The sequence below is a fragment of the Methylophaga sp. UBA2513 genome, assembly GCF_002341285.1.
Taxonomy (GTDB): Bacteria; Pseudomonadota; Gammaproteobacteria; order Nitrosococcales; family Methylophagaceae; genus Methylophaga; species Methylophaga marina.
Genome location: NZ_DDNT01000021.1, coordinates 162,990 through 187,332 on the forward strand (window position 1 = coordinate 162,990; position 24,343 = coordinate 187,332).

At 43.9% G+C, this 24,343-nt stretch carries 24 protein-coding genes and 1 riboswitch; of the genes, 14 read left to right on the forward strand and 10 right to left on the reverse strand.

All coding sequences use genetic code 11. From position 1 onward, the window contains the following. Positions 1 to 315: 315 nt before the first annotated feature. Positions 316 to 672 carry a FlxA-like family protein gene (locus B3V56_RS13285; protein ID WP_289282916.1) on the forward strand — a complete coding sequence of 119 codons (357 nt, stop codon included), beginning with the start codon at positions 316 to 318 and terminating at the stop codon, positions 670 to 672. Here the strand turns inward: B3V56_RS13285 and B3V56_RS13290 are convergent. Beyond that, entirely contained in the window at positions 663 to 1,283 is a 621-nt protein-coding gene (locus B3V56_RS13290; protein ID WP_289284404.1) for a LysE family translocator, read from the reverse strand. The genes B3V56_RS13285 and B3V56_RS13290 overlap by 10 nt on opposite strands. 5 nt (positions 1,284 to 1,288) lie before the next feature. Beyond that, positions 1,289 to 1,993 carry a DUF4336 domain-containing protein gene (locus B3V56_RS13295; protein ID WP_289284405.1) on the reverse strand — a complete coding sequence of 235 codons (705 nt, stop codon included), beginning with the start codon at positions 1,991 to 1,993 and terminating at the stop codon, positions 1,289 to 1,291. A 124-nt stretch (positions 1,994 to 2,117) separates the two neighbouring features. Here B3V56_RS13295 and B3V56_RS13300 point away from each other — a divergent pair, with 124 nt between their 5' ends. After that, a complete protein-coding gene (locus B3V56_RS13300) occupies positions 2,118 to 3,200 on the forward strand; it encodes an AI-2E family transporter (protein ID WP_289283329.1) in 1,083 nt (360 codons plus the stop codon). A gap of 119 nt (positions 3,201 to 3,319) precedes the next feature. Continuing rightward, positions 3,320 to 3,796, forward strand: coding sequence for a hypothetical protein (locus B3V56_RS13305; RefSeq protein WP_289283328.1), 477 nt, complete (start codon positions 3,320 to 3,322; stop codon positions 3,794 to 3,796). A 10-nt stretch (positions 3,797 to 3,806) separates the two neighbouring features. Here B3V56_RS13305 and murI read toward each other — a convergent pair whose 3' ends face one another. Continuing rightward, complete coding sequence (gene murI, locus B3V56_RS13310; protein ID WP_289283327.1) at positions 3,807 to 4,592, reverse strand: glutamate racemase; 786 nt, start codon at positions 4,590 to 4,592, stop codon at positions 3,807 to 3,809. Between the two features lie 73 nt (positions 4,593 to 4,665). Beyond that, complete coding sequence (locus tag B3V56_RS13315; RefSeq protein WP_289283326.1) at positions 4,666 to 5,109, reverse strand: YiiD C-terminal domain-containing protein; 444 nt, start codon at positions 5,107 to 5,109, stop codon at positions 4,666 to 4,668. Between the two features lie 110 nt (positions 5,110 to 5,219). Between B3V56_RS13315 and B3V56_RS13320 the strand changes: the two genes are divergently transcribed. Next, complete coding sequence (locus B3V56_RS13320) at positions 5,220 to 6,350, forward strand: SPOR domain-containing protein (protein WP_289283325.1); 1,131 nt, start codon at positions 5,220 to 5,222, stop codon at positions 6,348 to 6,350. Positions 6,351 to 6,361: 11 nt separating this feature from the next. On the opposite strand, the gene B3V56_RS13325 is transcribed toward B3V56_RS13320, so the two are convergent. Beyond that, positions 6,362 to 6,961, reverse strand: a complete 600-nt coding sequence (locus B3V56_RS13325) for a hypothetical protein (protein WP_289283324.1) — start codon at positions 6,959 to 6,961, stop codon at positions 6,362 to 6,364. A 37-nt stretch (positions 6,962 to 6,998) separates the two neighbouring features. Then, positions 6,999 to 7,553 carry a Smr/MutS family protein gene (locus tag B3V56_RS13330; RefSeq protein ID WP_289283323.1) on the reverse strand — a complete coding sequence of 185 codons (555 nt, stop codon included), beginning with the start codon at positions 7,551 to 7,553 and terminating at the stop codon, positions 6,999 to 7,001. Between the two features lie 93 nt (positions 7,554 to 7,646). Further along, positions 7,647 to 7,752: riboswitch (TPP riboswitch) on the forward strand. 101 nt (positions 7,753 to 7,853) lie between these two features. On the opposite strand from B3V56_RS13330, the gene thiC reads away from it, so the two are divergent. The 5 genes from thiC (at position 7,854) to thiE (ending at position 13,287) form a co-directional block, all read left to right on the forward strand. Further along, the gene (thiC, locus tag B3V56_RS13335) at positions 7,854 to 9,665 is read left to right on the forward strand and encodes a phosphomethylpyrimidine synthase ThiC (RefSeq protein WP_289284406.1); all 1,812 of its coding nucleotides are present in this window, start codon (positions 7,854 to 7,856) and stop codon (positions 9,663 to 9,665) included. Next, on the forward strand, positions 9,665 to 10,744 hold the full coding sequence (locus tag B3V56_RS13340; protein WP_289282272.1) for an FAD-dependent oxidoreductase: 1,080 nt from the start codon (positions 9,665 to 9,667) through the stop codon (positions 10,742 to 10,744). The genes thiC and B3V56_RS13340 overlap by 1 nt, the downstream gene beginning before the upstream one ends. Further along, positions 10,734 to 10,949 carry a sulfur carrier protein ThiS gene (gene thiS / locus B3V56_RS13345; RefSeq protein ID WP_286304433.1) on the forward strand — a complete coding sequence of 72 codons (216 nt, stop codon included), beginning with the start codon at positions 10,734 to 10,736 and terminating at the stop codon, positions 10,947 to 10,949. The genes B3V56_RS13340 and thiS overlap by 11 nt, the downstream gene beginning before the upstream one ends. A gap of 1 nt (position 10,950) precedes the next feature. Beyond that, positions 10,951 to 11,748: a thiazole synthase gene (locus B3V56_RS13350; RefSeq protein ID WP_286304434.1), complete on the forward strand. Its 798-nt coding sequence runs from the start codon at positions 10,951 to 10,953 to the stop codon at positions 11,746 to 11,748. A gap of 87 nt (positions 11,749 to 11,835) precedes the next feature. Then, on the forward strand, positions 11,836 to 13,287 hold the full coding sequence (thiE, locus tag B3V56_RS13355) for a thiamine phosphate synthase (RefSeq protein WP_289282273.1): 1,452 nt from the start codon (positions 11,836 to 11,838) through the stop codon (positions 13,285 to 13,287). Between the two features lie 3 nt (positions 13,288 to 13,290). On the opposite strand, the gene B3V56_RS13360 is transcribed toward thiE, so the two are convergent. The 4 genes from B3V56_RS13360 to B3V56_RS13375 all read right to left on the reverse strand — a co-directional run bounded on the left by B3V56_RS13360 (position 13,291) and on the right by B3V56_RS13375 (position 17,581). Then, entirely contained in the window at positions 13,291 to 14,181 is an 891-nt protein-coding gene (locus tag B3V56_RS13360) for a hypothetical protein (RefSeq protein ID WP_289282274.1), read from the reverse strand. A 71-nt stretch (positions 14,182 to 14,252) separates the two neighbouring features. Next, on the reverse strand, positions 14,253 to 16,133 hold the full coding sequence (locus tag B3V56_RS13365) for a cation:proton antiporter (RefSeq protein WP_286304437.1): 1,881 nt from the start codon (positions 16,131 to 16,133) through the stop codon (positions 14,253 to 14,255). A 76-nt stretch (positions 16,134 to 16,209) separates the two neighbouring features. Beyond that, entirely contained in the window at positions 16,210 to 17,055 is an 846-nt protein-coding gene (locus B3V56_RS13370) for a flagellar protein MotY (RefSeq protein WP_286304438.1), read from the reverse strand. 4 nt (positions 17,056 to 17,059) lie between these two features. Then, entirely contained in the window at positions 17,060 to 17,581 is a 522-nt protein-coding gene (locus B3V56_RS13375) for an adenine phosphoribosyltransferase (RefSeq protein ID WP_286306134.1), read from the reverse strand. A 59-nt stretch (positions 17,582 to 17,640) separates the two neighbouring features. Here B3V56_RS13375 and B3V56_RS13380 point away from each other — a divergent pair, with 59 nt between their 5' ends. The 5 genes from B3V56_RS13380 to ispH all read left to right on the forward strand — a co-directional run bounded on the left by B3V56_RS13380 (position 17,641) and on the right by ispH (position 24,331). Continuing rightward, a complete protein-coding gene (locus B3V56_RS13380) occupies positions 17,641 to 18,318 on the forward strand; it encodes an ABC transporter (protein ID WP_289282275.1) in 678 nt (225 codons plus the stop codon). 285 nt (positions 18,319 to 18,603) lie between these two features. Then, the gene (gyrA, locus tag B3V56_RS13385; protein WP_289244755.1) at positions 18,604 to 21,195 is read left to right on the forward strand and encodes a DNA gyrase subunit A; all 2,592 of its coding nucleotides are present in this window, start codon (positions 18,604 to 18,606) and stop codon (positions 21,193 to 21,195) included. A gap of 2 nt (positions 21,196 to 21,197) precedes the next feature. Continuing rightward, a complete protein-coding gene (serC, locus tag B3V56_RS13390; protein ID WP_289282276.1) occupies positions 21,198 to 22,277 on the forward strand; it encodes a 3-phosphoserine/phosphohydroxythreonine transaminase in 1,080 nt (359 codons plus the stop codon). A gap of 9 nt (positions 22,278 to 22,286) precedes the next feature. After that, positions 22,287 to 23,375 (forward strand): prephenate dehydratase, encoded by a 1,089-nt coding sequence (gene pheA / locus B3V56_RS13395; protein ID WP_289282277.1) that lies wholly within the window; start codon positions 22,287 to 22,289, stop codon positions 23,373 to 23,375. After that, a complete protein-coding gene (ispH, locus tag B3V56_RS13400) occupies positions 23,372 to 24,331 on the forward strand; it encodes a 4-hydroxy-3-methylbut-2-enyl diphosphate reductase (protein ID WP_286304441.1) in 960 nt (319 codons plus the stop codon). The genes pheA and ispH overlap by 4 nt, the downstream gene beginning before the upstream one ends. Positions 24,332 to 24,343 lie beyond the last annotated feature (12 nt).

The window sequence follows — 24,343 nt, forward strand, 5'->3', positions numbered from 1 at the left end:
GTAACACTAAAATAGAAAATAACCATATCAACATATTGATTATCAATATAAAAATCATCAGTGATATGAACGGCACGACATTCAGCGGAAAGGTTTTCAAGCGTGGTCGATATGAGTCTTTATTGAACTATTTAATGTGTGACAGCTATCAATATAGAGCAAATAATTTCAGTTATGAAGACCTATTTTTGTCACATAAATCGTGTATGGCAGAAAGAGATGTTTTCATTTTTTTCAAACAAATGTTAAAGAAATACATGCTGTTGTCGATGCAAAACATAATGGACGCTAATGAGGCTTGGTAGGGAGTCATATATGAATATTGATTTGTCATCTGTTCGAAGCAATGGGACGACTAAACACGCTGCCTCATCAGACTCGTCTCTGGACGCGCGTATAGCGGCTTTAAAGAAAAAAATGGTGGACTTGTTTAATGAACTCAAAGCATTGTTGAAAAATCCTGGTGAAGATTCCGAAAAGCAAGCGGAAGCCATACAAAAACAAATTCAATTACTTCAGCTTCAAATTCAACAGCTGGAAGCCTTGAAAAAACAACAGGAAAAAGCAGCAGAAAAAGATCAAGCCATTGCTACGCCATCCAACACCACGGTCAATTCGTCAGAAGCTACATCGGACACCAAAGTTGGCACTACGATAGACAGTTATAGCTGATAAAACAGTAGTCGAGCCGCTAATAAGGTAAAGATAAGGGCGGTGAGTGACTGCAAGATGCGCTGAGCTCGACTGGAAACAATTAACCACCGCCCCATACTGGCTGCAGTCAATGCCATAACGCTGAATATCATCAATGCAGTCAGCATAAATATCAGTCCTAAATAGACAATTTGCCACGATACAGATACGTCTGATGTATCAATAAATTGTGGTAAAAATGCCAGAAAAAAAAGCGCTACTTTAGGATTGCTGACATTCATTAACAATCCGATTCTAAGCAAGCTGAGTGAAGTGTCTAATCTCTTTGTATCAGTTAAAGCTGTAATTACTGGTGTCCTCAATGCACACCATGCTAGATAGAGCAAATAGCCAGCCCCAATGATTTTTAACCATACAAATGTCATGGGGGAAGTGGTTAACCAGGTAGCCAGACCAAACACTACCGCCGCAATGTGAATAATCAAACCGCTGCATAAGCCCAGCGTGATGATGAGCCCAGTTCTGGCGCCGTATAATGCTGATTGTGAGATGACATAAAGATTATCCGGCCCAGGTGCAAGAGCCAGTACTATCGATGTCACTATAAACATCATCAAATTATCACTCATCAGCGTCATGATGACTTAGTACTGGAAGTCAGATTTAACCAGCTAAATGAGGATTTTAAAAATGTCACTGCTTGCTCCTCAATCACTTCACCATGGGCCATGACAATTTTTTCTGGCTGCCAGTCAATAATTTGCTGCAGATGCTGGCGGGCAATTAGCTTCTTAAACGTTAATCGCCAGTCAATCGGCATCTTGCCGTTAGGGGCTAAAACACCGGCGGTTTTAGCGAGCAAGCGCTTGAAAGGAGTGAAAGAGTGTGCCGGAAAGTTCTCAATTAAATCGGTCACAATGAGTGTTCTGCTGCTGTGATGAAAAAACACACACTCCTGCATCACCTTTGAGCCTGTAAATAAGAGCTGTGATATGTCATCACGCCATGGTGGAACCCAATCAGCAGTAAGTACACCATTGAAGTGAATATCCGGGCGTTTCTGGCAGACTTGTTCTGTGCCAAATACTAAGGCTGATGGATAATGCTGTTGCCAGTCTTTTAAAAATAAATGATGTAATTTATTGGGTGCAACCAAATAACGTACTTCACCCAGTGCATCTATTTGTTTAGCTAAATCAGACGTGAATTGAATAGGACTATGCAACCATAGCGAACCATCTGCTAAGCGAATGACGACCATTCGCGTGGTGTATGGGAGGGTATAAAAGCGGACGCTATCACCATCAATGTAGCTTATATTCTTCCCCAGGCTGTGCATAATTACTCCATGGTTCAAGATGAACGATATCTATGTCATCGCTGATTTCTTCTCAACGTGTTAAGTTCTGATGTGACAGAATATCGCTATTGCGAATCAATTATAGCTGAGGATAAAGCGACCAATGACACTGCGATCAATTTTACGCAAATGGACAGAACGTTATTTCTCTGATGAAGAAGCCGTTATTCTGCTCATTGTTTTAGTGCTGGGCTTTGCTGTGGTTATCTGGTTGGGCGGGATGTTGGCGCCATTTTTTACGGCGTTGGTGATTGCTTTCCTGTTACAGGGGGTCGTGAATATGCTGACCCACAGGCGTGTACCCAATATGGTGGCGGTAGCCATAGTCTTCCTCGGGTTTATCGGTTTGATGTTGGCTTTGGGTTTTTTATTAATGCCATTGTTGTGGAATCAGTTGGTTAACCTGGTGCAGGAAACGCCTAAAATGTTGTCCAATGGTGAGGACTGGCTTGTCAACCTTCACTATCATTATCCTAATTTAATCAAACCTGATGAAATTCAAAGCTGGATTTCCAGTACCGCAAAACAATTCACGGTTTATGGGCAAAGGGCGGTGTCTTTGTCTATTGCTTCGCTGGGTAATGTGATTGGTTTGATTATCTATCTGGTATTAGTGCCTATTCTGGTTTTCTTTATGCTGAAAGATCGGCAAAAACTGGTTGGATTTGTACTGTCATTCATGCCGGAAAAACGTGGGCTGATGAACCGCATCTGGAGTGAAATGGATGATCAAATTGCTAATTATGTGCGTGGCAAAGTGGTCGAGATTGCGATTGTTGGTACGGTGAGTTATGCGACATTCTCATTCTTTGGCTTGCAATACACCGCACTGTTGGCTGTCTTGGTGGGCTTCTCTGTGTTAATTCCATTTATTGGTGCTGCTGTCGCTACATTACCTGTTGCAGCGGTAGCGGGTTTTCAATTCGGGCTCACCGAACAGTTTGCTTACATATTGATTGCTTACGGTATTATTCAGGCGCTTGATGGCAATGTGTTAGTGCCGGTTTTATTTTCAGAAGCTGTCAATTTGCATCCTGTTTCTATCATTCTTGCCGTTTTGTTTTTTGGGGGAATATGGGGTGTGTGGGGTGTTTTCTTTGCCATTCCACTGGCAACATTATTAAAAGCCCTGATAACCGCCTGGCCAAGAAGCTTACATGACACACCAATACAGAAAAGCCCCTAACGCTTGTCAAACCGGGCTTGTTGATGGTGAAAAATTGTCAGTAATTGCAGCAAAAACATCAGCGTTGGCTACAAAAGGGCATTTGACTGAGATGGATTTATCTAAAGCGTAATCATCATATGCTTATCGTACAAACTTTCTTGACACAATGGGATAAAAGTCAGCGCAGTGAAGCTGATAAACGACAGCGTTTGCATCAGCCTGACAGAGCCTTGGTGTGTCTTGCTTCAGCAAATACACTAGCGGATGAACGCATTGTGCTGGATATGCATGGTGAGCCTGAGCAGCATAAGCGTATTCAGTTTCATTTAGACACTGAGGATTTTTATATTGACCGCTTTCATTTTTCTCTGACTGAGCGGACATTGGCATATAAAACAGCACAGTCTGCACCCAGGCTGATTTCAGCATTGGAAGAGGGATGGGTGCAGTGTCGATATAATTGGCGTCGTCGAGTAGAACAAAGTGGCTATATCTATTGGCTTTATGAGGATGTTACGCTAAATGCTTGTTTTGTAGATAACTTTAGAGAAGATGGGTTTATGAGACAAGCAGCTGATCACGTCTTCACTGACTTAACATTATCTGCAGAATGAATTGTAGCCTTTAAAAAAGTTGTATATCCGCTTGCCCCCACAACGTTGTCACTTGTTTTTCAAAACCTGTTTTATGGCTATTACTTAACATCAGTACCGTGCCCAGATCAGATGCTTCAGCGTGAAGATTCTCCATGGTTAATCGTCTATCGACCTCACGGGCGACAGCCTCTTCCGTGCTGATGATGGTGATATTCCGTCCGGCAACCTGTTGTATAACGGCTTTGAGATGAGTGAAATGCGTACAACCAAGGATGAGTGTATCGGCACCTTTATCCAGTAATGGCTGTATATAACGTTGAATGGTGTTGTATGTGTCCTGGTAACTTAACGCTAATGTTTCTACTAAAATCACCAGATCAGGGCAGGGTTGAATTTCAATCCGAGCACCCATTGCGACGCGCTTAGCTAAATCATGGAATGACTGACTGGTGAGTGTTTTTGCCGTGGCTAACACACCGATGACGCCCGTTTTTGTATTCATTGCAGCTGGGCGTAACCCTGGCTCCACGCCGATAAACGGCAATGAATAACGTTCCCGTAGTGTTTTAATACTGACCAGTGTCGCCGTATTACAAGCGACTACAATGGCCTTGACTTGCCGACTGAGTAACTCTTCGGTAATCGTGACGGAACGCTCGAGGATGTAGGCTTCGCTTTTTTCACCGTAGGGTGCATGCAGCGTATCAGCCAAATAGATGAGATGCTCGTTAGGCATGCGTTCTCTAATCTGTTTGGCAATAGGCAAGCCGCCGATACCAGAGTCAAATATACCAATCGGTCTTGCGTCAGCCATGATGAGTTCTGTTTATTATAGAGAATAAAAAATCGACGATTGTACTGGATCTATTCGTAAATGGTGTTAATGGTTAGCGTTGCAGAGCCACAAATTCACCCTGAAACAAACCCACACGGTCAGTCTCAAGTCTTAGTGTCGATACCACAGTAATTCGTGCTTTTCCCATTCGTGCAAAAGTACGTAAAAACTTTTCCCAGTTTTCAGTGAGGGGTATGTACGCAGTCGCAGTAAACTCGCCCGTTATTGGCTTTTCATATTCCATCGAGTTTCGTTGAATGACTACTGTGCAGTCCAGACCGGCGTTATGGAGTCGTGTATTTAATAGTGACCATGCAGATAAGATGGCTAATGTTGAGGCACTGCCACCGAATACGGTTTCATGGTAGTTAACATTGGGCGTCAGGGGGGCTTGGAGTGTGACATGGTCATCTGCCAAGGTTGTGACAGAAACCTGCATGGCTGCTGATAAAGGAATGTGTTGATACAGGTACTGCTGTAGTTGTTCAGGTGTCATCGTTTCACTGCTCGGATGGATTGTCAGAATAATAACGTCTTCTCACTAGTTGAAAAAGTCTTTACGCTATCCCTCATATTCAGCAGCCCGTTGAGAAGGTTCACATCACAATGAAAACATCTCTGCAAAGAACACGATGGTCAATTTCTGGCGTATTGTTGCTACTTGCGTTTTATACTGGCGTTGCTTTTGCAGACGACGTTCAGGATGGCATTGCGGCATATAAAAACAGAGATTTTCATACTGCTTATCAAGCATGGCATAAAGCGGCAGAGCAGAATATCGCTGAGGCGCAATGGATGTTAGGCATTATGTTATTAAACGGTCAGGGAGTGAAACAAGACAATGCCGCTGCCTATTCCTGGTTAACCTTAGCCAGTGAAAAGAAACATAAACAAGCCTCCATTGATCGACTAGCAATACGAAACCGATTAACGGTTGAAGAGCTAGCCAAAGCAGATATGTTGACGGCGGCATTCAGAGACAAACAAACCTCAAAAACAGTCATAAAACAGCAAAAAGAACAAGCCTTTCAATGGTTTGAAAAAGCCGCCAGAAAAGGCGATGCTCATGCGCAATACCAACTGGGTGAAATGCTACTCAGTGGCGATGGTGTCAGGCAGGATAACGTTGCTGCCTATTCCTGGTTCAGTCTGGCCAGTCAACAAAATCATCCTCAGGCTATTGTGAAACAGGCACAACTGAAAGATGAGTTAAGTGCTAGCCAGATCGAAAAAGCCAATGCTTTGATGTTAACTAACCGTGACAATCATTCGATTAACGATGCGCCACCGGGATTACCTGAAATCACAGAAAAATCTGACATTAAGGTCGTTCAGCCAACGGCAGAAGTAATGGCACGATCTACTGTTCAAACAGCGCCTGACAAATTAACGACGCTCACAACCGAAAAGCCCGAAAAGACTCATAAAGTTAAAGCCGAACAAAAGGTGTCTGATGACAAACCGCAAGCAGTGACTGTTTATCGTGTGCAGGTAGGGGCATTTAAGTCTAGAGAACAGGTTAATATCGCCTTGGCCCAACTAACAAACAAAGCTGCTTTGAGAGGGCAAACATACCAAACCACCATTACCGAACCCGTTGAAGATACTGTTAAGCCAGATTTTTATCGTCTACAACTGGGTAATTTTGCAGCTAAGCCTGAGGCAAAAAAACTATGCCAGTTTCTTAAGCAGAACAAGCAGCCTTGTTTTGTTGTTTCCAGTCAGTCAGATAAATAAAGATGATTTATTTAACTTTGCCAGATTTTATAGTGGATTAATTTTTTGATTTCTTGGTAGAGAGGAGACATAAAATACTCAGGACCATCAATAAAATTGCCATCAACAATCAAGCCTGTTCTTTCTAGTCGATGCAGCAAAGCCGCTGTATAAACAGCAGAAATATTATAGCGTTGGCATATACGTTTTTTTGCTTTTTGATTACGCTCAAGAACAATGGTTGATTCTTCTTGAGCTTCTTCGATGCTTAGCTCTTCACTTAGAATGAATAGGATTTCTATTTCGCGAATAGATAAGTCAGAAATGATAGTAAGAGTCTCTTCATACAACGTGGGTGTATTTCGAATTACTTGAGTTTCGATGCCATTAATAAACAAGTTCTCTAAAATAGCTACCTTTTCTTTTGAAATAGCTTTATCAATAGCATCAATGGTTTTAATGAAACAAGCAATAAAATCGTCTGATTGGAGTTCATGATCAGTTAAATTTATTTCACCTGTCTCTAATCGTTTAATTAATTTATCAAACTTATTGTTTCTATAAGTTTTTATTACTTTGTCTAGAGCCGTTCTAAGTGCTACTTTTCCGATGCCTGTACTCAATGAATCCATTTTTCATGCCTTTGTTGTGTATGGCTTATTAGCTTACTTATTCTTGAAACAACCTTTTCAGAAGAACATACAACGCGCCCGTGCCGCCATCGTCGACAGTCGCACTACAGAACGCAAGCACAATCTCGCTTTGGCGTAGCCAATGGTTCAGTTTGCTTTTTAAGACGGGTTTATTATCACGCGAACCCCAACCTTTTCCGTGGATGATGCGTACACAGCGGATTTGTTGTTGCTGACAAAACTCCAGAAACTCGGATAGTGATGGTTCCGCTTTCGCAATGGTCATACCGTGTAAGTCTAATTCGGCTTCAATGTGGACTTTGCCATTACGTAACTTGCCGAACAGTTTGTGCTGAATTCCTGGACCACGGTATTCAAGATATTCTTCATTACCAACCGTCTCTGGAGAAAACATATCTGAGAAGGTTTCTCCCTGATATTCATCATCCATGATTTTTTGGCGAATGGCTTTAGCAGCCGGTTTCGGTTTGTTATGAATCAGACGGTTTTGGCGTATACGGGTGGCATCGCGCATTTCCTCTCGGAATAATGCAAATTCATCTTCTTCAGAGTCGTCTTTTTTATTGGCCATGAACCTGATGCTGCCTGCGTGTTTGGAGAAAAAATAGTAGACCATTGTGCCAGATGAGGCTTGTGTAAAAAATCCTTTTTGATTTACCATGCGAAGCACTTGTCGGGGTGCCCGACCGGAATAATCCGGAAAGGCTGAGATGAAACCCGTTGAACCTGAAGAGGCTAGAACCTCCGTAGGAAACAAGCAGGACACCTGTTTTGCACTCGAGATCCATTTTCGATTGGTGTCTGTTTTCTTGTTCGCTTTCGCGCAACGATCTCATCTTCCCCGTCGTGGTTTTCATTTAGGGGAAGAGACGTGTCTACACAATCCAATAAAGTTATTAACATTAAAGACCGTAGCGGCATTACGACTGAGCCTTTAGCGGGGAGTGAGAAGTTTTACATCAAAGGTAGTCGTGACGACTTGCTCGTGCCATTTCGTCAGATTCATTTGACTGATACACCAAATGCCAATCCTGAATTGGCGGCTATTCCCAACGAGCCTGTTGTCGTATATGACACATCAGGTTTATACACCGATCCCAAAGCAAGCATTGATATTGAAAAAGGATTGCCACTCATTCGCCAAACGTGGATTGATGAGCGTGATGATACTGAACAATTAGCCGAGTTCAGTTCAGCCTACACACGTGAGCAAGATGCTCAGGACTTTGATATTCCATTATTCGATCACCGTCGCTTACCACGCAAAGCGAAAGCCGGTAAAAACGTCAGTCAAATGCACTACGCACGCCAAGGTATTATCACACCAGAAATGGAATACATTGCCATTCGTGAGAGTATGGGCCGTGAAGCGTTAGCCCAGCGTGGTGAGTTACCTGAGAATATGGAACACTACATTACGGCAGAGTTTGTGCGTAAAGAAGTGGCAGAAGGTCGCGCCATTATCCCAGCCAATATTAATCATCCGGAAACCGAACCGATGATCATCGGCCGTAACTTCCTGGTAAAAATAAATGCCAATATTGGTAACTCAGCGACTACCTCCTCAATTGAGGAAGAAGTCGAAAAAATGGTATGGAGCACCCGCTGGGGTGGTGACACCATTATGGATTTATCGACAGGTAAACATATCCATCAAACCCGTGAGTGGATCATTCGTAACTCACCTGTGCCAGTAGGAACTGTGCCAATTTACCAAGCACTGGAAAAGGTTAATGGTGTGGCTGAAGATCTGACTTGGGAAGTGTTCAGAGATACTTTGATTGAACAAGCTGAGCAGGGCGTCGATTATTTCACGATTCATGCGGGTGTGCGTTTGGCACATATCCCACTGACCGTGAATCGCACAACCGGCATCGTTTCACGCGGTGGTTCGATTATGGCAGCATGGTGTCTGGCGCATCATGAGGAGAGCTTCCTCTACACGCATTTCGAAGATATCTGCGAAATCATGAAAGCCTATGACGTGTCATTTTCATTAGGGGATGGTTTACGTCCTGGTTCTCAAGCTGATGCGAATGATGAAGCCCAGCTGGCGGAATTAAAAACCTTAGGTGAATTAACCACAATTGCCTGGAAACATGATGTGCAAGTCATGATCGAAGGTCCAGGCCATGTACCTATGCATAAGATCAAAGAAAATATGGATCTGCAATTGGAGTGGTGTCATGAAGCACCGTTCTACACCTTGGGTCCATTGGTGACCGATATCGCACCAGGTTATGACCATATTACTTCTGGTATCGGCGCAGCGATGATTGGCTGGTTTGGCACGGCGATGTTGTGTTATGTCACGCCAAAAGAGCATCTCGGTCTGCCAAATAAAGATGACGTCAAAACCGGCATCATTACCTACAAAATTGCAGCCCATGCAGCGGATTTAGGTAAAGGTCACCCGGGTGCACAAATCCGTGATGACGCGATATCAAAAGCCCGTTTTGAATTCCGTTGGGAAGATCAATTTAATCTTGGTTTGGACCCGGATACAGCACGTGAATATCACGATGAGACTTTGCCACAACCTAAAGCAAAAGTGGCTCACTTTTGTTCAATGTGTGGTCCGAAGTTTTGTTCAATGAAAATTTCACATGATGTGAAAGCGGCCTTTGCTGAGAAATCTCAGGAATTCAAGGAAGGCGGCAGCAAAATTTATCGCCAGGTTTGATGAGCCATTATCTCATCATCGGTAGTGGCCTGATCGGACGCCTGACAGCTTGGCGTCTGATTCGGGCAGGCTATCAAGTGACATTGTTATCGAAAGACGACAAAACCGGTAGCGATAGTGCTGGTTTTGTCGCCGCTTCGATGGTTGCACCATTAACTGAAGCGGTGACAGCTGAACCCTTAGTGAAAACGATTGGTATGCGTTCTTATCAGCTATGGCCTAAATGGCTCAGCGAGTTAGAAGCCCCGGTGTTTTATCAGAATGAAGGCACTTTAGTCGTAGCACATCAGGGTGATAAAGCCGAAATGGAACGGTTTGATAGACGGGCCAAACATGTGCTGGCAGACAGTGATTATGTTCAGCTGGATAAAGCGGCACTGAGTTTACGCGAGCCAGAATTAGCTGAACGCTTCGATCAAGCCATGTGGTTTGAAAAAGAATCATGCATTGATAATCGCCAGCTTTATCAGCAATTGACTTCGTTCCTTGAGTTGCATGCTAATTGGGTGATAACAGATGAGATCGGTGAGTTGAATTCGACCGAGATCGAAAAGCTCACACAACGTTATCTGCAGTGTTCAGCAGAAAGCTTTGATGTGGTGTTGGACTGTCGCGGCAATGGCGGTAAAGCAAATTTAGCCGAATTACGTAGTGTGCGAGGCGAAGTGATTCGTGTATCAGCGCCTGAAGTGAACTTCAAACACGCGATACGATTGATGCATCCACGTTATCCGTTTTACTTGGCGCCACGTCCAAATAACGAGTATGTACTGGGTGCCACTGTGATAGAAAGTGATGATCGCTCTCAGCTAACCGTCAGAAGTGGTTTGGAGTTAATGTCGGCCTTGTACAGCTTGCATAAAGGCTTTGCTGAAGCACGCATTCTGGAAATGGCTGCACATTGTCGACCTGGCCTTCCCGATAATCTTCCCACGATAAGACGAACCGACTGGGGTTACGTTATCAATGGTTTTTATCGACATGGCTATTTGTTTGCGCCGGCCGTTATTGATGATTTATGTCATTTGTTAGCAGGGCAGAGTGGGCAAATACAATTTGGAGCGTTGTATGACATCTAATGTAATCGTACAGATTCAATTCAATGGTGAGTTACTGGATATTGATGCAGAACACACCGTGGCACAGTTTGTTGAAGGTCAACAAGTGCAGGGCCGTTTTGTGATTGTTATTAATGATGAACTGCTACCTAAATCTCGTTGGCAGGATGTAGTGATTCATGATGGAGATCGTATTGATATTGTGTCTCCAATAAGTGGAGGTTGAGATGAAAGCATCTGATTGGCAAGTCTATGGACAAACACTCAGTAGCCGATTATTTATTGGCACGGCGTTATATCCCTCACCTAAGGTGATGATCGATGCCATTAAAGCATCTCAGGCGGAAGTCATTACAGTGTCATTACGACGACAAACCTCTGCTGATAAACAAAGTGGGGATCAGTTCTGGCAAATGATTGAGCAGCTCAACTGCCATCTTTTGCCTAATACAGCTGGTTGTTATAGCGTCAAAGAAGCGGTTAATACGGCACATATGGCCAGAGAGTTATTTGATACCGACTGGGTTAAGCTTGAAGTGTTGGGCGATAGCTATAATTTGCAACCGGATCCATTTGCTTTGGTTGAAGCCACTAAAATATTAATCGAAGATGGATTTAAGGTGTTTCCATACTGCACAGATGATCTGGTGTTATGTCAGAAACTGGCAGAGTTGGGGTGTGAAGTATTAATGCCTTGGGGAGCACCCATTGGTACCGGTCAGGGATTACTCAATCCTTATGCCTTAAAGACATTACGTGAACGTTTGCCAGAAATGACTTTATTAGTTGATGCGGGCATTGGTAAACCTTCTGACGCGGTTCAAGCTCTGGAGCTAGGCTACGATGGCATTCTGTTAAATACAGCGATTGCAGAAGCGCTTGAGCCAGAGACAATGGCTCATGCCTTTGCTGATGCCATCAATGCCGGTCGTTTGGCTTATGAAGCCGGTGTTATGCCTAAACGCGACAATGCCAAACCTAGCACACCCACCTTAGATCAGCCCATTTGGCAACAACATGCCTAAGTATCGGCCGGCAAATAAGGTGATGCCAGCAATACAGCGTGCTTATTTCAAAGCGCGCTCTAAAGAATTATTGACATGAGGTAATACGTGGACGCCACACAGAATCAAAAACCGGCTGTTTTACTGATTGGAGGATTGGATCCCCAAGGTTGTGCTGGCATGTCGGCAGATATCATGACGGTTCAGAATCATGGTTGTCATCCACTCTCTTTAATTACTGGCTTAACAGAGCAAAGTGCAGAAGGATTAACAGAGTTTGGCCTAGTCAGTCCTGCTAAAGTGAAGGCACAGTTTGAAAATTGTCAGGCAGACTTTGATATTAAAGCGATAAAGATAGGTCTGATTCCACATATTGCGATGGCAGAATGTGTCAAAGATATTCTGAATAAATTTAACGGTCCGGTTATTTTTGATCCCGTACTTGGGAGTACCAGTGGTGGCATGACTGTACCGGAGGATGTCAAAAATTACATCTATAAAGAGATTTTGCCTCTGGTGACGGTGGTGACCCCCAACTTACCTGAGCTCTATGCGCTCACAAAGCCTGATATCACTGTGGAGACGGGGGCACAACTACTGCGTCAACAAGGTGTTGGTGTCTGTTTAGTTAAAGGTGGGCATAGCGACAATGCTTTGGCCATAGATTTCGTTTCTTCTACATTAGCTGATTTTTATCTCTATAACGAAAAAACAACTGTTCAGGTAAGAGGAACAGGATGCGTTTTAGCATCATCACTGGCTTCACATTTGGCATCAGGACAAGATATACGAGATGCTATGGTATTAGCTAAAGCCTATGTCACACGTGGCATAAGGCTTTCACACAAGGCGGGGCCATATCAGCTTATTCATCATAGCCAGCAAGATATCGCGTTAGTTGATTTTCCCAAATTGTGTTATCAGCCTGAGTTGATTGGTCAAACATTGGAATTTCCAACTTGTCCTGAACTTGGTATTTATCCGGTCGTGGAGAGTGCTGATTGGGTTAAAAAGCTGGTTGATGAAGGTATCAAAACGATACAGTTAAGAGTGAAAGAGGCTGATCAAGACTTAATACAGCAGCATCTGCACTCAGCCATGAGTACGGTAGCAAACAAACCTGTACATTTTTTCGTCAACGATCATTGGGAAATGGCGATTGAAGCTGGCGCTTATGGTGTTCACCTTGGTCAGGAAGACCTGCATGATGCGAATATAAAGCAGATATCAGAGGCTGGTTTGAGATTAGGTGTCTCTACCCATTCATATTGGGAGCTTGCCAGAGCGCTGGCGGTGAATCCAAGTTATATTGCTTTAGGTCCCATCTATGAAACGACCAGCAAACAAATGCCATTCTCGCCACAGGGTATTGAGCGTCTGCAGCAGTGGGTAGATTTATTGAAAGGGCAATATCCCGTCGTGGCGATAGGTGGTATTAATGTTGAAAGAGCTGAGCAGCTCAGAAAAACTGGGGTAGACTCAGTGGCCATGATTACAGCCATCACAAAAGCAAATGACTATCAACACGTGACCCAGCAATTGTTAGCAATGTGGCAATAATCATCACTTGTCTAGATTGGGGTTAACCTCACCCCATTGTGGCCCTATATTGAGTTTGTGTTGCTGGCTATAACGATAGTCCTGGTACTGAATAGGTTTATCGTTATCTGACTGAGCTTCATTATTATCTGTGAATGAAGGTGCCGCCGGTGCCACATAATTGCTTGCTGTTAGATCTTCATTTTTCAGCGATTTATTTTCATTTGATAACTCTTGTATCTGCCTGATCAGTTCTTGATTAGTCGACTGCTGCTTATTGAGCTGTTGTTGTAATGCCATCACTTCTTTCAGCAATTTGTCTGGTGAACTACCGTCAATATTGGGGTCTGTGGAATCCGTTGTGATGGATGGTAATGTGTCCGCTTCATTATTTTGCTGGTTGGCCATTTCGCTTGAAGCAGTATTCTCGTTCAAAGCGGTCTCATTACCAGGCATGGGATCAATAAGGTTTTCTGTTGGGATGACGTTGCCATTTTCATCCGTTTGTTTTTTTACTACTGTCGGTAAGACCACGCCTTCTTCTTCGTCATCTTCTAGACTGGTATCCACTTCAGGTAAGACAGCGCTTTGTTCATCTGCTGATGAGAGGTTATCCGTATCTTCATTGTCTGAATCCGTGGGAGCATCCAGCAAAATAGGTTCTGCTTCTTCCTCTGTATCTGAAGAATCCATCAGAAAAAATAGGGCTAAGCCTGTGATAAGCAAGAGGGCAGCTACACCGATCCCTATTTTTATTAACAGTGATTTTGATAAGCCAAATAACAATGGCTTATCTTTGCTGTTGGCTTTGGCTGTATCGTTATCTTCAGGATCCACCTCTCGCTCAGGTGTGTCGTCTGATGCGGGAGGTGTCTCTGTTTCTTCTTCAAGAATGTCGTTATTGTCTTCAGCCATGGTATAACTTTACCCTTACTTCAACTCAGTGTTCCTAGTTGATATATCGGCCTGAAAGCTGAATTCTTTTGTTATGTTGGTAAACGATTTTCATCAAGACTTCCATCCACTTCTGGTGCACTCATTTCTGCTGGCGTCAGATCAGTTTCATCTTGCACTAAGGCCACAATAGTCCAACCCATTTCAGGCTGTAATGATTCTGCTGCGGTGAAAAAGCGCAGACGTTTCCGAGGATTGAAGGCAAATAACGGTGTCACACGACGACCATGCTCACGCAAGTAATCAGCGAAACTGAAGTTTTCAGTTAATTTAGTTTGTTTGATTTTGGCACCTTGGGAAATCAGGCTGGCCATTTTGGCATAGGTGATTTCACTGCCAAACAAGACATGAGAGTCATGACTTATTGCTTTTCGTGATTTAACAACACTGCGTTCCTTATCTTTTTCTTTATCTGTTGATAGAAAGTAAACGCGGTTGCTGCCGAATTCTGACTTATAACGCATACAGGCTAAAGCGTTGAGTTCACTTTGTGGTGTCAGTGCGAGTATCTGGCCAAGACCTATCAGATCCAAGTGACGATCGGCATGCTCAGAAACGGCATTACCGTAGTAAGTATCCATGCCTTTCATTCGAGCCTCTTTGACATTACTCCAGCTACCATCAGTAAGACGAGTTCTGAAGCCGTTATCATTGAGTGCCTGTGCCACCACACGCGCGACAGAGTTGGCACCCACAATCAGGAAACCACTATCTTCTGGCTCTGCCACACCGAGACGTTTTGCAATAAATTTAGCTGTGGCACCTTGCACCAGAACTGTACCGATAATGATGGCAAACGATAAGGGTACTAACAGGTCGGCTTTTTCGTAACCGATATCTTGTAAACGCAGAGCAAATAATGCCGTAACGGCTGCAGCTACAATACCACGAGGTCCAATCCAGCTAATCATCGCTTTCTCTTGCCAAGTTAAGTCTGAGCCGATGGAACAGACAAACACTTTGACGGGACGCACAACAAACTGAATAAATAAAAATAAAATAACCGCGCCCAGACCCAATTGAGTGAATGAGTCCAGATTAAGGCGTGCAGCCAGCAGAATAAATAAGCCAGAAATCAGGAAAATACTCAGATCTTCTTTGAAGTCTAAGATATTTTCTACCTGAACATTTTTCATATTGGCTAACCAGATACCCAGCACGGTAACCGTCAGCAAGCCTGATTCTTCAGAGATTTCGTTGGACACAGCAAAGGTACCAAATACCAGTGCCAGTGCTGCCACATTATGCAGATACTCAGGTAATAGATGACGGCGTAATAACAAGCCAAAACTGTAACCAGCGATAGCACCAATGCTGAGTCCGACTACAATCGTTTTGGCAAACATATAGAGAGTATGTCCGACTTCGGCATGCCCCTGAAGCTGGATAGATAAGAGTACTTCAAATACTAAAACGGCCAGAATTGCACCTAATGGATCGATAACAATACCTTCCCAACGTAAAATATTAGAGATTTTGGCATTGGGACGCACAGTCCTGAGCATAGGGACGATAACAGTGGGACCTGTTACGACCATAATGGCACCGAATAAAATAGCCAGAGCCCAGGGGAAATCTAATAAAAGATGGGTCGCGATGGCGATGGCAGACCAGGTGATCATCACACCCAGCGTCAAAATATTGCGGACGACTTTTTGAAGTCCTCGAATTTCTTCAAATTTGAGGGTCAGGCTTCCTTCGAACAGGATGACAGCAACAGCAAGTGAGACAGTAGGGAAGAGCAGGTCACCGAATAATGCCTCGGGATCCAACCAACCTGTCACAGGTCCCAGAACAATACCCGCGATCAGTAACAGGACGATGGCAGGCAGTTTTATCCACCAAGCTAGCCATTGACATACAATGGCGATAATTCCAATGACTGACAGTGCCATGACTGCTTCGTGATTCATTCTCTTCCTTTAGCTCACTGGAGCACGATTAAACGGAATGTAATGGTGACACTAATTGGCTTCGCCGAAAAGCCTTTCACCGGATTAATTCGATTTCAGCGCGACGATTGTAAGCACGCCCTTTAGCGGTTTTATTCGTAGCTGCGGGATCATGATCGACAAACGACCGCATGATAATTTTTTCTGCCGGTATCTCATATTGGCCGACAAAAAAGTCTCGTATGGTTTTTGCTCTTGCCTCTGAAAGTGGGACATTTAAACGTTTGCGACCAAAACTGTCAGTGTGACTGGTGATAGTGATTTGACTGACACTGTCATCCACTTTTACGTACTCTGCTACACGAGTGAGTGCTTGAAGAGAAGCTTTGTCTAAATTGGTCCTTTCCGACTCAAAATAAACAGTCAGTTTTCTGATGTCAGAAAAACTATCTGGGTAGAGGTTGTTTAAGCACTGCTGAAACGCTGGTAATGAGTCACTGAACTTAATAGTGGATAACTTTACAGTGATCTCATCAGCGTATGCTTGAGAACGGTAACGAATGATAGGAAATCGGCCATCCTGCATTTTTACCAGTGCTTGTTGTGCCAGGGGCCCTTCGATTTGGAATTGTCTTTGTCCTGAAGAGGTGGGTATACGCTTTAAAGTGTCAAACTCCTCAGTGTTCTGCCACGGCGCTGCAGACATTTCAAATGACACATGACTATTTTCAGCAGGTTGATTATCGGTATCAAACGTCAGTTGTAATGGTTGTCCATTTCGTCTATAAAAACCGGCTTTGCCAAAACTGGGAATGGTTTGCATTAATGAACACTCAAGCGGTGATTCAATGACTTGCCAATTTGTATCGGTAACGGGGGCCTGAAATTCTTCAGCAAATAAAGGTGACGAGACTAAGAGTGCGGCGATAAAGAGTTTCAACATAATCTTAATAGCTTATTAGAGTGTGGATAGGGTATGGGGCTAGGACATCACGACCATGCAAAAAACCAAGCTCCATGACAAAGGCACAGGCAACCACCTCGCCCCCTAAGTTTTGTATAAGTTCACAGCTGGCTCGTGCCGTACCCCCTGTGGCCAGGACATCATCTATGACTAGTATTTTATCGCCAGCTTTAATTGCGTCGATATGTGCTTCCAGAGCAGCTGAACCATATTCAAGATCATAGTCGATACGTTGAACATCGTAAGGTAATTTACCTGGCTTACGCAGTGGAATAAATCCAACACCCAATTCCCATGCTGCTAATGAACCAAAAATAAAGCCTCTTGCTTCCATTCCTGCGACAGCGGTTATCGCCTTTCCCTTGTATGGTTGAATTAATGCTGCTACACATTCTCTCAACAAGATGGGGTCCTGTACCAGAGGGGTGATGTCTTTGAACACGATGCCTGGTGAAGGAAAGTCATTAACATCTCTGATTTTAGCTTTTAGCTTTTCCATAATAATCTCATTGAGCGAAAAGGTGATTAGCGTCTATTATATCGGCAGTCATTGCCCGGTTTTTAATGACACAACAAATTAACCCAAAAGGAAGTATGTTGACTTTACACTCACGATTGATTTTTTCTTTTTTTATTATGTTGTCATCACTGTTTTTAAGCTCGTGCTTTAGCTGGGGTGGTGAAGAAAAAGATGTCGACATGACACCGCGATATTATGCACTGGACGTAGACCGCACAGATATAGCCTCTGACTTCCCAGCAGAGCGTGTATTACTGCTGAAGCCAGTCCGTGTTGTACCTCATTTCAGAAGTAAAACCTTAATCTTTCGAATCGGTGAAAATGAATATAAAGCTATTGAGCCTCATCAGTTTCTGGTTGACCCTGAGGTGATGTTCACCAATATCGTTAAACGCTGGTTACAAAAAAGTGGTCAATTCAGTCATGTGGTTACAGATGATTCTATACCCGCGGATTTTGTGATGGATGCCGCGGTCACGGCTTTTTACGGCGAAAAACGTCCTGCCTATTCTCCACAATCAGTCATTGAAATGCAGTTCTTTATGTCACCTGCCGACAACCCGGAAAAATTGTTATTTCAGACAGGGTTACGCGTGGATGTCGACATTGAACAAGCCACCCCGAGTCATGTTGTTACTGGCTGGAAACAAGGAACCGAAGAACTTCTAACGACTTTAGAGCAGGATTTAAGCGCATATTTTTCAAAAGTAGATGCTAGGTAGCATCTTGACTTTAGCGTGCAGGATATAGGCTTTAGTGGTAGGATAAGAGGTTTGGTGGTTTAGACACGTTTACCCGGATTCTGGCGTGAGTGTGTTTTCCAGAGCACGACGAAGAAGTTGGTGTTTTTCTCAACGTTGTGGCTGGAATTCTTTCGACTGGTTTCCTCTTCTGAAGCTGGTTGGTAAACCATACTATGTAGAACTGGCTACGCTACAAATGTGTTCAGAATAATCATACTGAGCAACAGCATTTGTAGCCTTATGCTTTATTTGGACGGTCAATAAATGAGTGAAATTGCCTTAGAACTGGATTCGATAGGTATCGAAACCGAGATGAAGCAGTCGTACCTTGACTACGCGATGAGCGTTATCGTGGGACGTGCGCTACCGGATGTTCGTGATGGATTAAAACCTGTTCATCGTCGTGTTCTCTACGCGATGAGAGAGCTAGGTAATAGCTGGAACAGCCCATATAAAAAGTCTGCCCGTATTGTCGGTGATGTTATCGGTAAATATCACCCTCATGGTGATACGGCTGTTTATGACACCATGGTACGTATGGCTCAGCCATTTTCCATGCGATACATGCTGGTCGATGGGCAAGGTAACTTTGGTTCAGTGGATGGTGACCCTCCGGCAGCGATGCGTTACACCGAAGTACGCATGGCAAAAATTGCTCATGAAATGCTGGCCGATCTTGAAAAAGAAACTGTTGACTTTGTTCCCAACTATGATGAGTCAGAGTCAGAGCCTGCGGTACTACCAACAAAAATTCCAGCACTTCTGGTCAACGGTTCTTCTGGTATTGCGGTGGGTATGGCAACCAATATTCCGCCTCACAACCTCACAGAAATTCTGAATGCCTGTATTGCTATTATCGACAATCCAGATGTCACAACACATGAGTTAATGGAATATGTACCGGGGCCTGATTTCCCGACTTCGGGCATCATTAATGGGGCTCGTGGTATTGCTGAAGCCTATCAAACTGGTCGTGGCCGAGTACACATTCGTGCGCGTGCTGACATTGAGACCAATGAGGCTTCAGGTCAACAAAGTATTGTTGTTAAAGAACTGCCTTACCAGGTCAACAAAGCCCGATTATTAGAAAAAATCGCCGAGCTTGTTAAAGATAAAAAAATTGAAGGGATCTCGGCATTGCGCGATGAGTCTGACAAAGACGGTATGCGCATGGTGATTGTCCTTAAGCGTGGTGAAGTCCCTGAGGTCATCCTTAACAATCTGTATCAGCAGACACAGATGCAAACTGTATTCGGCATCAACATGGTTGCGATTGTTGATGGACAGCCTCGTACGCTTAACCTGAAAGAAATTCTGGATGCCTTCATTCGCCACCGTCGTGAAGTCGTGACACGTCGCTCGATTTATGATCTCAGAAAAGCGCGTGAGCGTGCACACGTATTAGAAGGTCTGGCAACCGCATTAGCCAATATTGATGAAGTTATCGAGCTTATTAAAGCTTCTCCCAACCCTGCTGAAGCAAAAGAAGCTCTGTTAGCAAAAGGCTGGGCTTCAGGCATGATTCTGGAGATGTTAGGTGCTGCTGGCGCAGAAGCTTCTCGTCCAGAGGATCTGGCTGAACAATATGGCTTAGTGAACAATCTCTATCACCTATCGCCAGTCCAGGCACAAGCTATTTTGGATATGCGCTTACACCGCCTAACAGGTCTGGAACAAGATAAGATTCTGCAAGAGTACCGAGAAGTTCTGGAGGTCATTGCAGAGTTGTTAGCTATTTTGAGTGATCCGGATAATTTGATGGCGGTGATTCGTGAAGAGTTAGTTGCTATTAATGCCGAATACGGTGATGAGCGTCGTACAGAAATTCTGGCCAATCATCTTGATCTAACGCTTGAAGATTTAATTACCGAAGAAGAAATGGTAGTGACGCTATCACATGCTGGTTATGCCAAAACCCAGCAGCTTGATACGTATCAGGCACAAAAGCGTGGTGGTAAAGGTAAAGCGGCGACTGCCATGAAAGATGAAGATTTCATTGAGCATTTGTTTATTGCCAATACACATGACACGCTTTTATGTTTCTCCAGCGCCGGTAAAGTGTATTGGAAAAAAGTCTATGAACTGCCACAAGGAAGCCGCGCTTCACGGGGTAAACCCATCATTAACTTATTACCGTTAGAAGAAGGTGAGAAGATTAATGCTGTTCTACCTATTCGTGAGTTTGAAGCGGATAAATTTATTTTCATGGCGACAGCGTCAGGTACGGTTAAGAAAACACCTCTGGTAGATTATTCGCGCCCGCGTGCAAACGGCATTATCGCCGTAGATCTGAAAGAAGACGACCAGTTGATCGATGTGGCTGTCACTAATGGACATTCTGATGTGATGTTATTTAGTAATACCGGTAAGGTTATCCGGTTTGCTGAAACAGATGTCCGCTCAATGGGACGTGTTTCTCGTGGTGTACGTGGTATGCGTATCGGCGATGATGAGAAAATTATTTCTCTGATTATTGCTGAAGAAGATGGTGCCATTCTAACGGCGACCGAATTTGGTTACGGTAAACGCACTAATCTGGCTGAATATCGTGTACAAGGCCGTGGTGGACAAGGCATCATTTCAATTCAGACATCTGAACGAAATGGCTGTGTGGTCGGGGCTGTACAGGTCTGTGATGAACATCAAATCATGTTAATCACAAATGGTGGCACTTTGGTTAGAACACCGGTGAAAGATGTGTCTTTGGTCGGACGTAACACGCAAGGTGTTCGATTAATTAATCTCAGCAATGGTGAAAAACTCGTCGGTTTGGAACGCGTTATTGAAGATGAAGACCCAGATGTCGATTTAGCGATCGATGATGCGGATGATACTGACGAAACAACAGAAGAATAAATTTGAGAGCTTATAATTTTAGTGCTGGTCCTGCGATGTTGCCTGATGCCGTCATGGAACGGGCTCAGCAGGAAATGCTAGATTGGAATGGAACAGGTATGTCTGTGATGGAGATGAGCCATCGCGGACCTGAATACACTCGCATTGCTGAGCAAGCTGAAACTGATCTTCGTGAATTAATGGACATTTCTGATGACTACGCTGTGTTGTTTTTACAGGGCGGAGCATCGCTACAGTTCCCCATGATTCCAATGAACCTGTTGCGTGGAAAAAAAACAGCGGACTATTTCAATACTGGGGCGTGGTCTACCAAAGCCATCGCTGAAGCTAGACAGTTTTGTGATGTGAATATTGTTACAGATTCAACAGCTAACCATTTCACCACAATTGCCAACCCAAGCGAGTGGTCTCTGTCAGAACAGGCTGCGTATGTTCATTACACACCTAATGAAACCATACACGGACTTGAGTTTGCGGAGATTCCTGATGTTGGAGATGTGCCGTTAGTCGCCGACTTGTCATCGACCATTTTGTCGCGGCCGATTGATGTGTCGCAATTCGGTATGATCTACGCAGGTGCACAGAAAAACATTGGTCCTGCTGGTTTGTGCATTGTCATTATACGCAAGGATTTACTGGGTGATGTATTGCCTGGTACACCGACCATGCTCAACTACAAAACTCATGCTGATAACGGATCAATGTTTAACACACCAGCCACATATAGCTGGTATTTAGCTGGTTTAGTGTTTGACTGGTTGAAACAGCAGGGTGGATTAGAGGCAATGGCTGCACTAAACAAACGTAAAGCAGCTAAGCTATATGCCACTATTGATGGAAGTGACTTTTATAGTAATCCTGTCGATATCCGATATCGTTCGTGGATGAATGTCCCCTTTACATTGGCGGATGATAAGCTTGATAAACTGTTTTTGCAGCAAGCCGCAGAACACAAGTTACTGTCACTCAAAGGTCATCGAGACTTGGGTGGTATGCGTGCAAGCATATACAACGCTATGCCAGAGGCGGGTGTCGATGCACTGATCAGTTTCATGAATGAATTTGAGCGTAAGCACGGGTAATTATTGCCAATGAATGAAAAAGAAGCCTTAGCCAATATTCGTCAAGAAATTGATGATATCGATTTAAAAATCCAGCAATTGCTGAATGACCGAGCGGCGATGGCACAGGAAGTTGCCCGGATAAAAATGGATAGTGGTGAACAGGCCGACTTTTATCGTCCTGAACGCGAAGCGATGGTGCTAAGAACGGTGATGGAACGGAATGAGGGCCCATTAGCTTCTGCTGAGGTGGCCAGATTATTTCGTGAAATCATGTCTGCATGTCTGGCAGCTGAAAAACCTTTACAAGTGGCTTATCTTGGTCCTGAAGGCTCTTTTACTCAAGCGGCGGCTCAAAAACAGTTTGGTGGCAGCGTTGAGCTTCATCCGATGAGTACCATTGCCGATGTTTTTCATGCTGTTGAAACCTCGCATGCCTGTTACGGCGTAGTGCCAGTAGAAAATTCAACCGAAGGTATGGTCTCGCATACCTTAGACCGGTTTATTTCCTCACCGTTAAAAATTAATGGTGAAGTCACATTACGTATACACCATTATTTACTCAGTAAAGAGAAGCGGCTCGAAGATATAAACAAAGTTTATGCTCATCCTCAAGCCATCGCGCAGTGTCGCCAATGGCTGATGGAGCAACTACCTGAGGCTGAGTTGATACCGCTCAACAGTAATTCCGAAGCTGCCAAGCGTGTTGCAGCAGAACCTCAAAATACCGCCGCTATTGCTGCGAATCGTGCAGCAGATATTTATGGTTTATCCATTTTAGCCAGTAATATCGAAGATGAGGTCGATAACACGACACGCTTTTTGGTGATTGGATCACAGAATGTTGGACCTTCAGGTGTTGATAAAACAGCGCTTTTAGTCGCGACCAAGAATAAACCTGGCGCTTTGCAGACTCTGTTAAAACCATTAGCGGATTACAGCATCAGCATGACCCGTATCGAGTCGAGACCCTCGAGAAAAGGTATTTGGGAATATGTTTTTTTTATTGATATTGAAGGACATATTGACGAGCCAGCAGTAGCATCAGCGTTGACTCTATTAGAGAATGAGTCATCCATGTTTCGCATTTTAGGTTCTTATCCAAAGGCAGTGTTATGAGCAAAGAACTTATCCTCGCCAATCCACGTGGCTTTTGTGCCGGTGTCGATAGAGCAATAGATATCGTAGAGCGCGCACTGGAGTTGTTTGGTGCCCCCGTTTATGTGCGTCATGAAGTGGTTCATAATCGCTTTGTGGTCGATGGTCTTAGAGACAAAGGCGCTATTTTTGTCGAAGAAGTGGATGAGGTCCCCGACGGAAGTACCTTGATTTTTAGTGCTCACGGCGTATCGAAAAAGGTGCAGAGTGAGGGGAAAAAGCGTGATCTAAAAGTGTTTGATGCGACTTGTCCTTTAGTGACTAAAGTGCATATGGAAGTGTCACGTTATGAAAAACAGAATATGGAATGTATTCTGATTGGTCATGCAGGACACCCCGAAGTAGAAGGGACTATGGGCCAATACACATCAACAGAAGGCGGCATGTACTTAGTTGAGTCGCCTGAAGATGTCGCCAGACTAAAAGTCAAAAATCCACAGCAACTGGCCTTTGTTACCCAAACCACACTTTCTGTTGATGATACCTCGGTTGTGATTGATGCTCTGCGTCAACACTTTCCCGACATTATCGGCCCAAGCAAAGATGATATTTGCTATGCCACACAAAACAGACAAGATGCCGTGAAAAAACTCGCAAACGAGTGTGATCTTGTTTTAGTGGTAGGCTCGGTAAATAGCTCTAACTCGAATCGTTTACGTGAATTATCAGAGAAGTTAGGCACGCCTGCTTTTTTAATAGACAATGCCGATCAAATAGATCCACAATGGCTTGTAGATAAAAATCGAATTGGTTTGACGGCAGGTGCATCAGCACCAGAAATACTCGTCAACCAAGTTGTTGAAAAATTACGTGACTTAGGTGTTGATTCGTCATACGAAGATGACGGTTTAAAAGAGAACATTGAATTCTCATTACCACGAGAACTAAAGATTGATACATCAAGTCTGAAAAAATAAACAAGGCCGACC

Coding starts and splice junctions, on each gene's coding strand:
- B3V56_RS13380 (WP_289282275.1), top strand. CDS start 17,641: ATGACACAACAAATTAACCCAAAAGGAAGTATGTTGACTTTACACTCA.
- murI (WP_289283327.1), bottom strand. CDS start 4,592: ATGGCTGACGCAAGACCGATTGGTATATTTGACTCTGGTATCGGCGGC.
- ispH (WP_286304441.1), top strand. CDS start 23,372: ATGAGCAAAGAACTTATCCTCGCCAATCCACGTGGCTTTTGTGCCGGT.
- B3V56_RS13295 (WP_289284405.1), bottom strand. CDS start 1,993: ATGCACAGCCTGGGGAAGAATATAAGCTACATTGATGGTGATAGCGTC.
- B3V56_RS13365 (WP_286304437.1), bottom strand. CDS start 16,133: ATGAATCACGAAGCAGTCATGGCACTGTCAGTCATTGGAATTATCGCC.
- B3V56_RS13320 (WP_289283325.1), top strand. CDS start 5,220: ATGAAAACATCTCTGCAAAGAACACGATGGTCAATTTCTGGCGTATTG.
- B3V56_RS13350 (WP_286304434.1), top strand. CDS start 10,951: ATGAAAGCATCTGATTGGCAAGTCTATGGACAAACACTCAGTAGCCGA.
- B3V56_RS13315 (WP_289283326.1), bottom strand. CDS start 5,109: ATGACACCTGAACAACTACAGCAGTACCTGTATCAACACATTCCTTTA.
- thiS (WP_286304433.1), top strand. CDS start 10,734: ATGACATCTAATGTAATCGTACAGATTCAATTCAATGGTGAGTTACTG.
- B3V56_RS13340 (WP_289282272.1), top strand. CDS start 9,665: ATGAGCCATTATCTCATCATCGGTAGTGGCCTGATCGGACGCCTGACA.
- B3V56_RS13370 (WP_286304438.1), bottom strand. CDS start 17,055: ATGTTGAAACTCTTTATCGCCGCACTCTTAGTCTCGTCACCTTTATTT.
- B3V56_RS13325 (WP_289283324.1), bottom strand. CDS start 6,961: ATGGATTCATTGAGTACAGGCATCGGAAAAGTAGCACTTAGAACGGCT.
- B3V56_RS13285 (WP_289282916.1), top strand. CDS start 316: ATGAATATTGATTTGTCATCTGTTCGAAGCAATGGGACGACTAAACAC.
- pheA (WP_289282277.1), top strand. CDS start 22,287: ATGAATGAAAAAGAAGCCTTAGCCAATATTCGTCAAGAAATTGATGAT.
- B3V56_RS13290 (WP_289284404.1), bottom strand. CDS start 1,283: ATGAGTGATAATTTGATGATGTTTATAGTGACATCGATAGTACTGGCT.
- B3V56_RS13300 (WP_289283329.1), top strand. CDS start 2,118: ATGACACTGCGATCAATTTTACGCAAATGGACAGAACGTTATTTCTCT.
- B3V56_RS13330 (WP_289283323.1), bottom strand. CDS start 7,553: ATGGCCAATAAAAAAGACGACTCTGAAGAAGATGAATTTGCATTATTC.
- B3V56_RS13360 (WP_289282274.1), bottom strand. CDS start 14,181: ATGGCTGAAGACAATAACGACATTCTTGAAGAAGAAACAGAGACACCT.
- B3V56_RS13305 (WP_289283328.1), top strand. CDS start 3,320: ATGCTTATCGTACAAACTTTCTTGACACAATGGGATAAAAGTCAGCGC.
- gyrA (WP_289244755.1), top strand. CDS start 18,604: ATGAGTGAAATTGCCTTAGAACTGGATTCGATAGGTATCGAAACCGAG.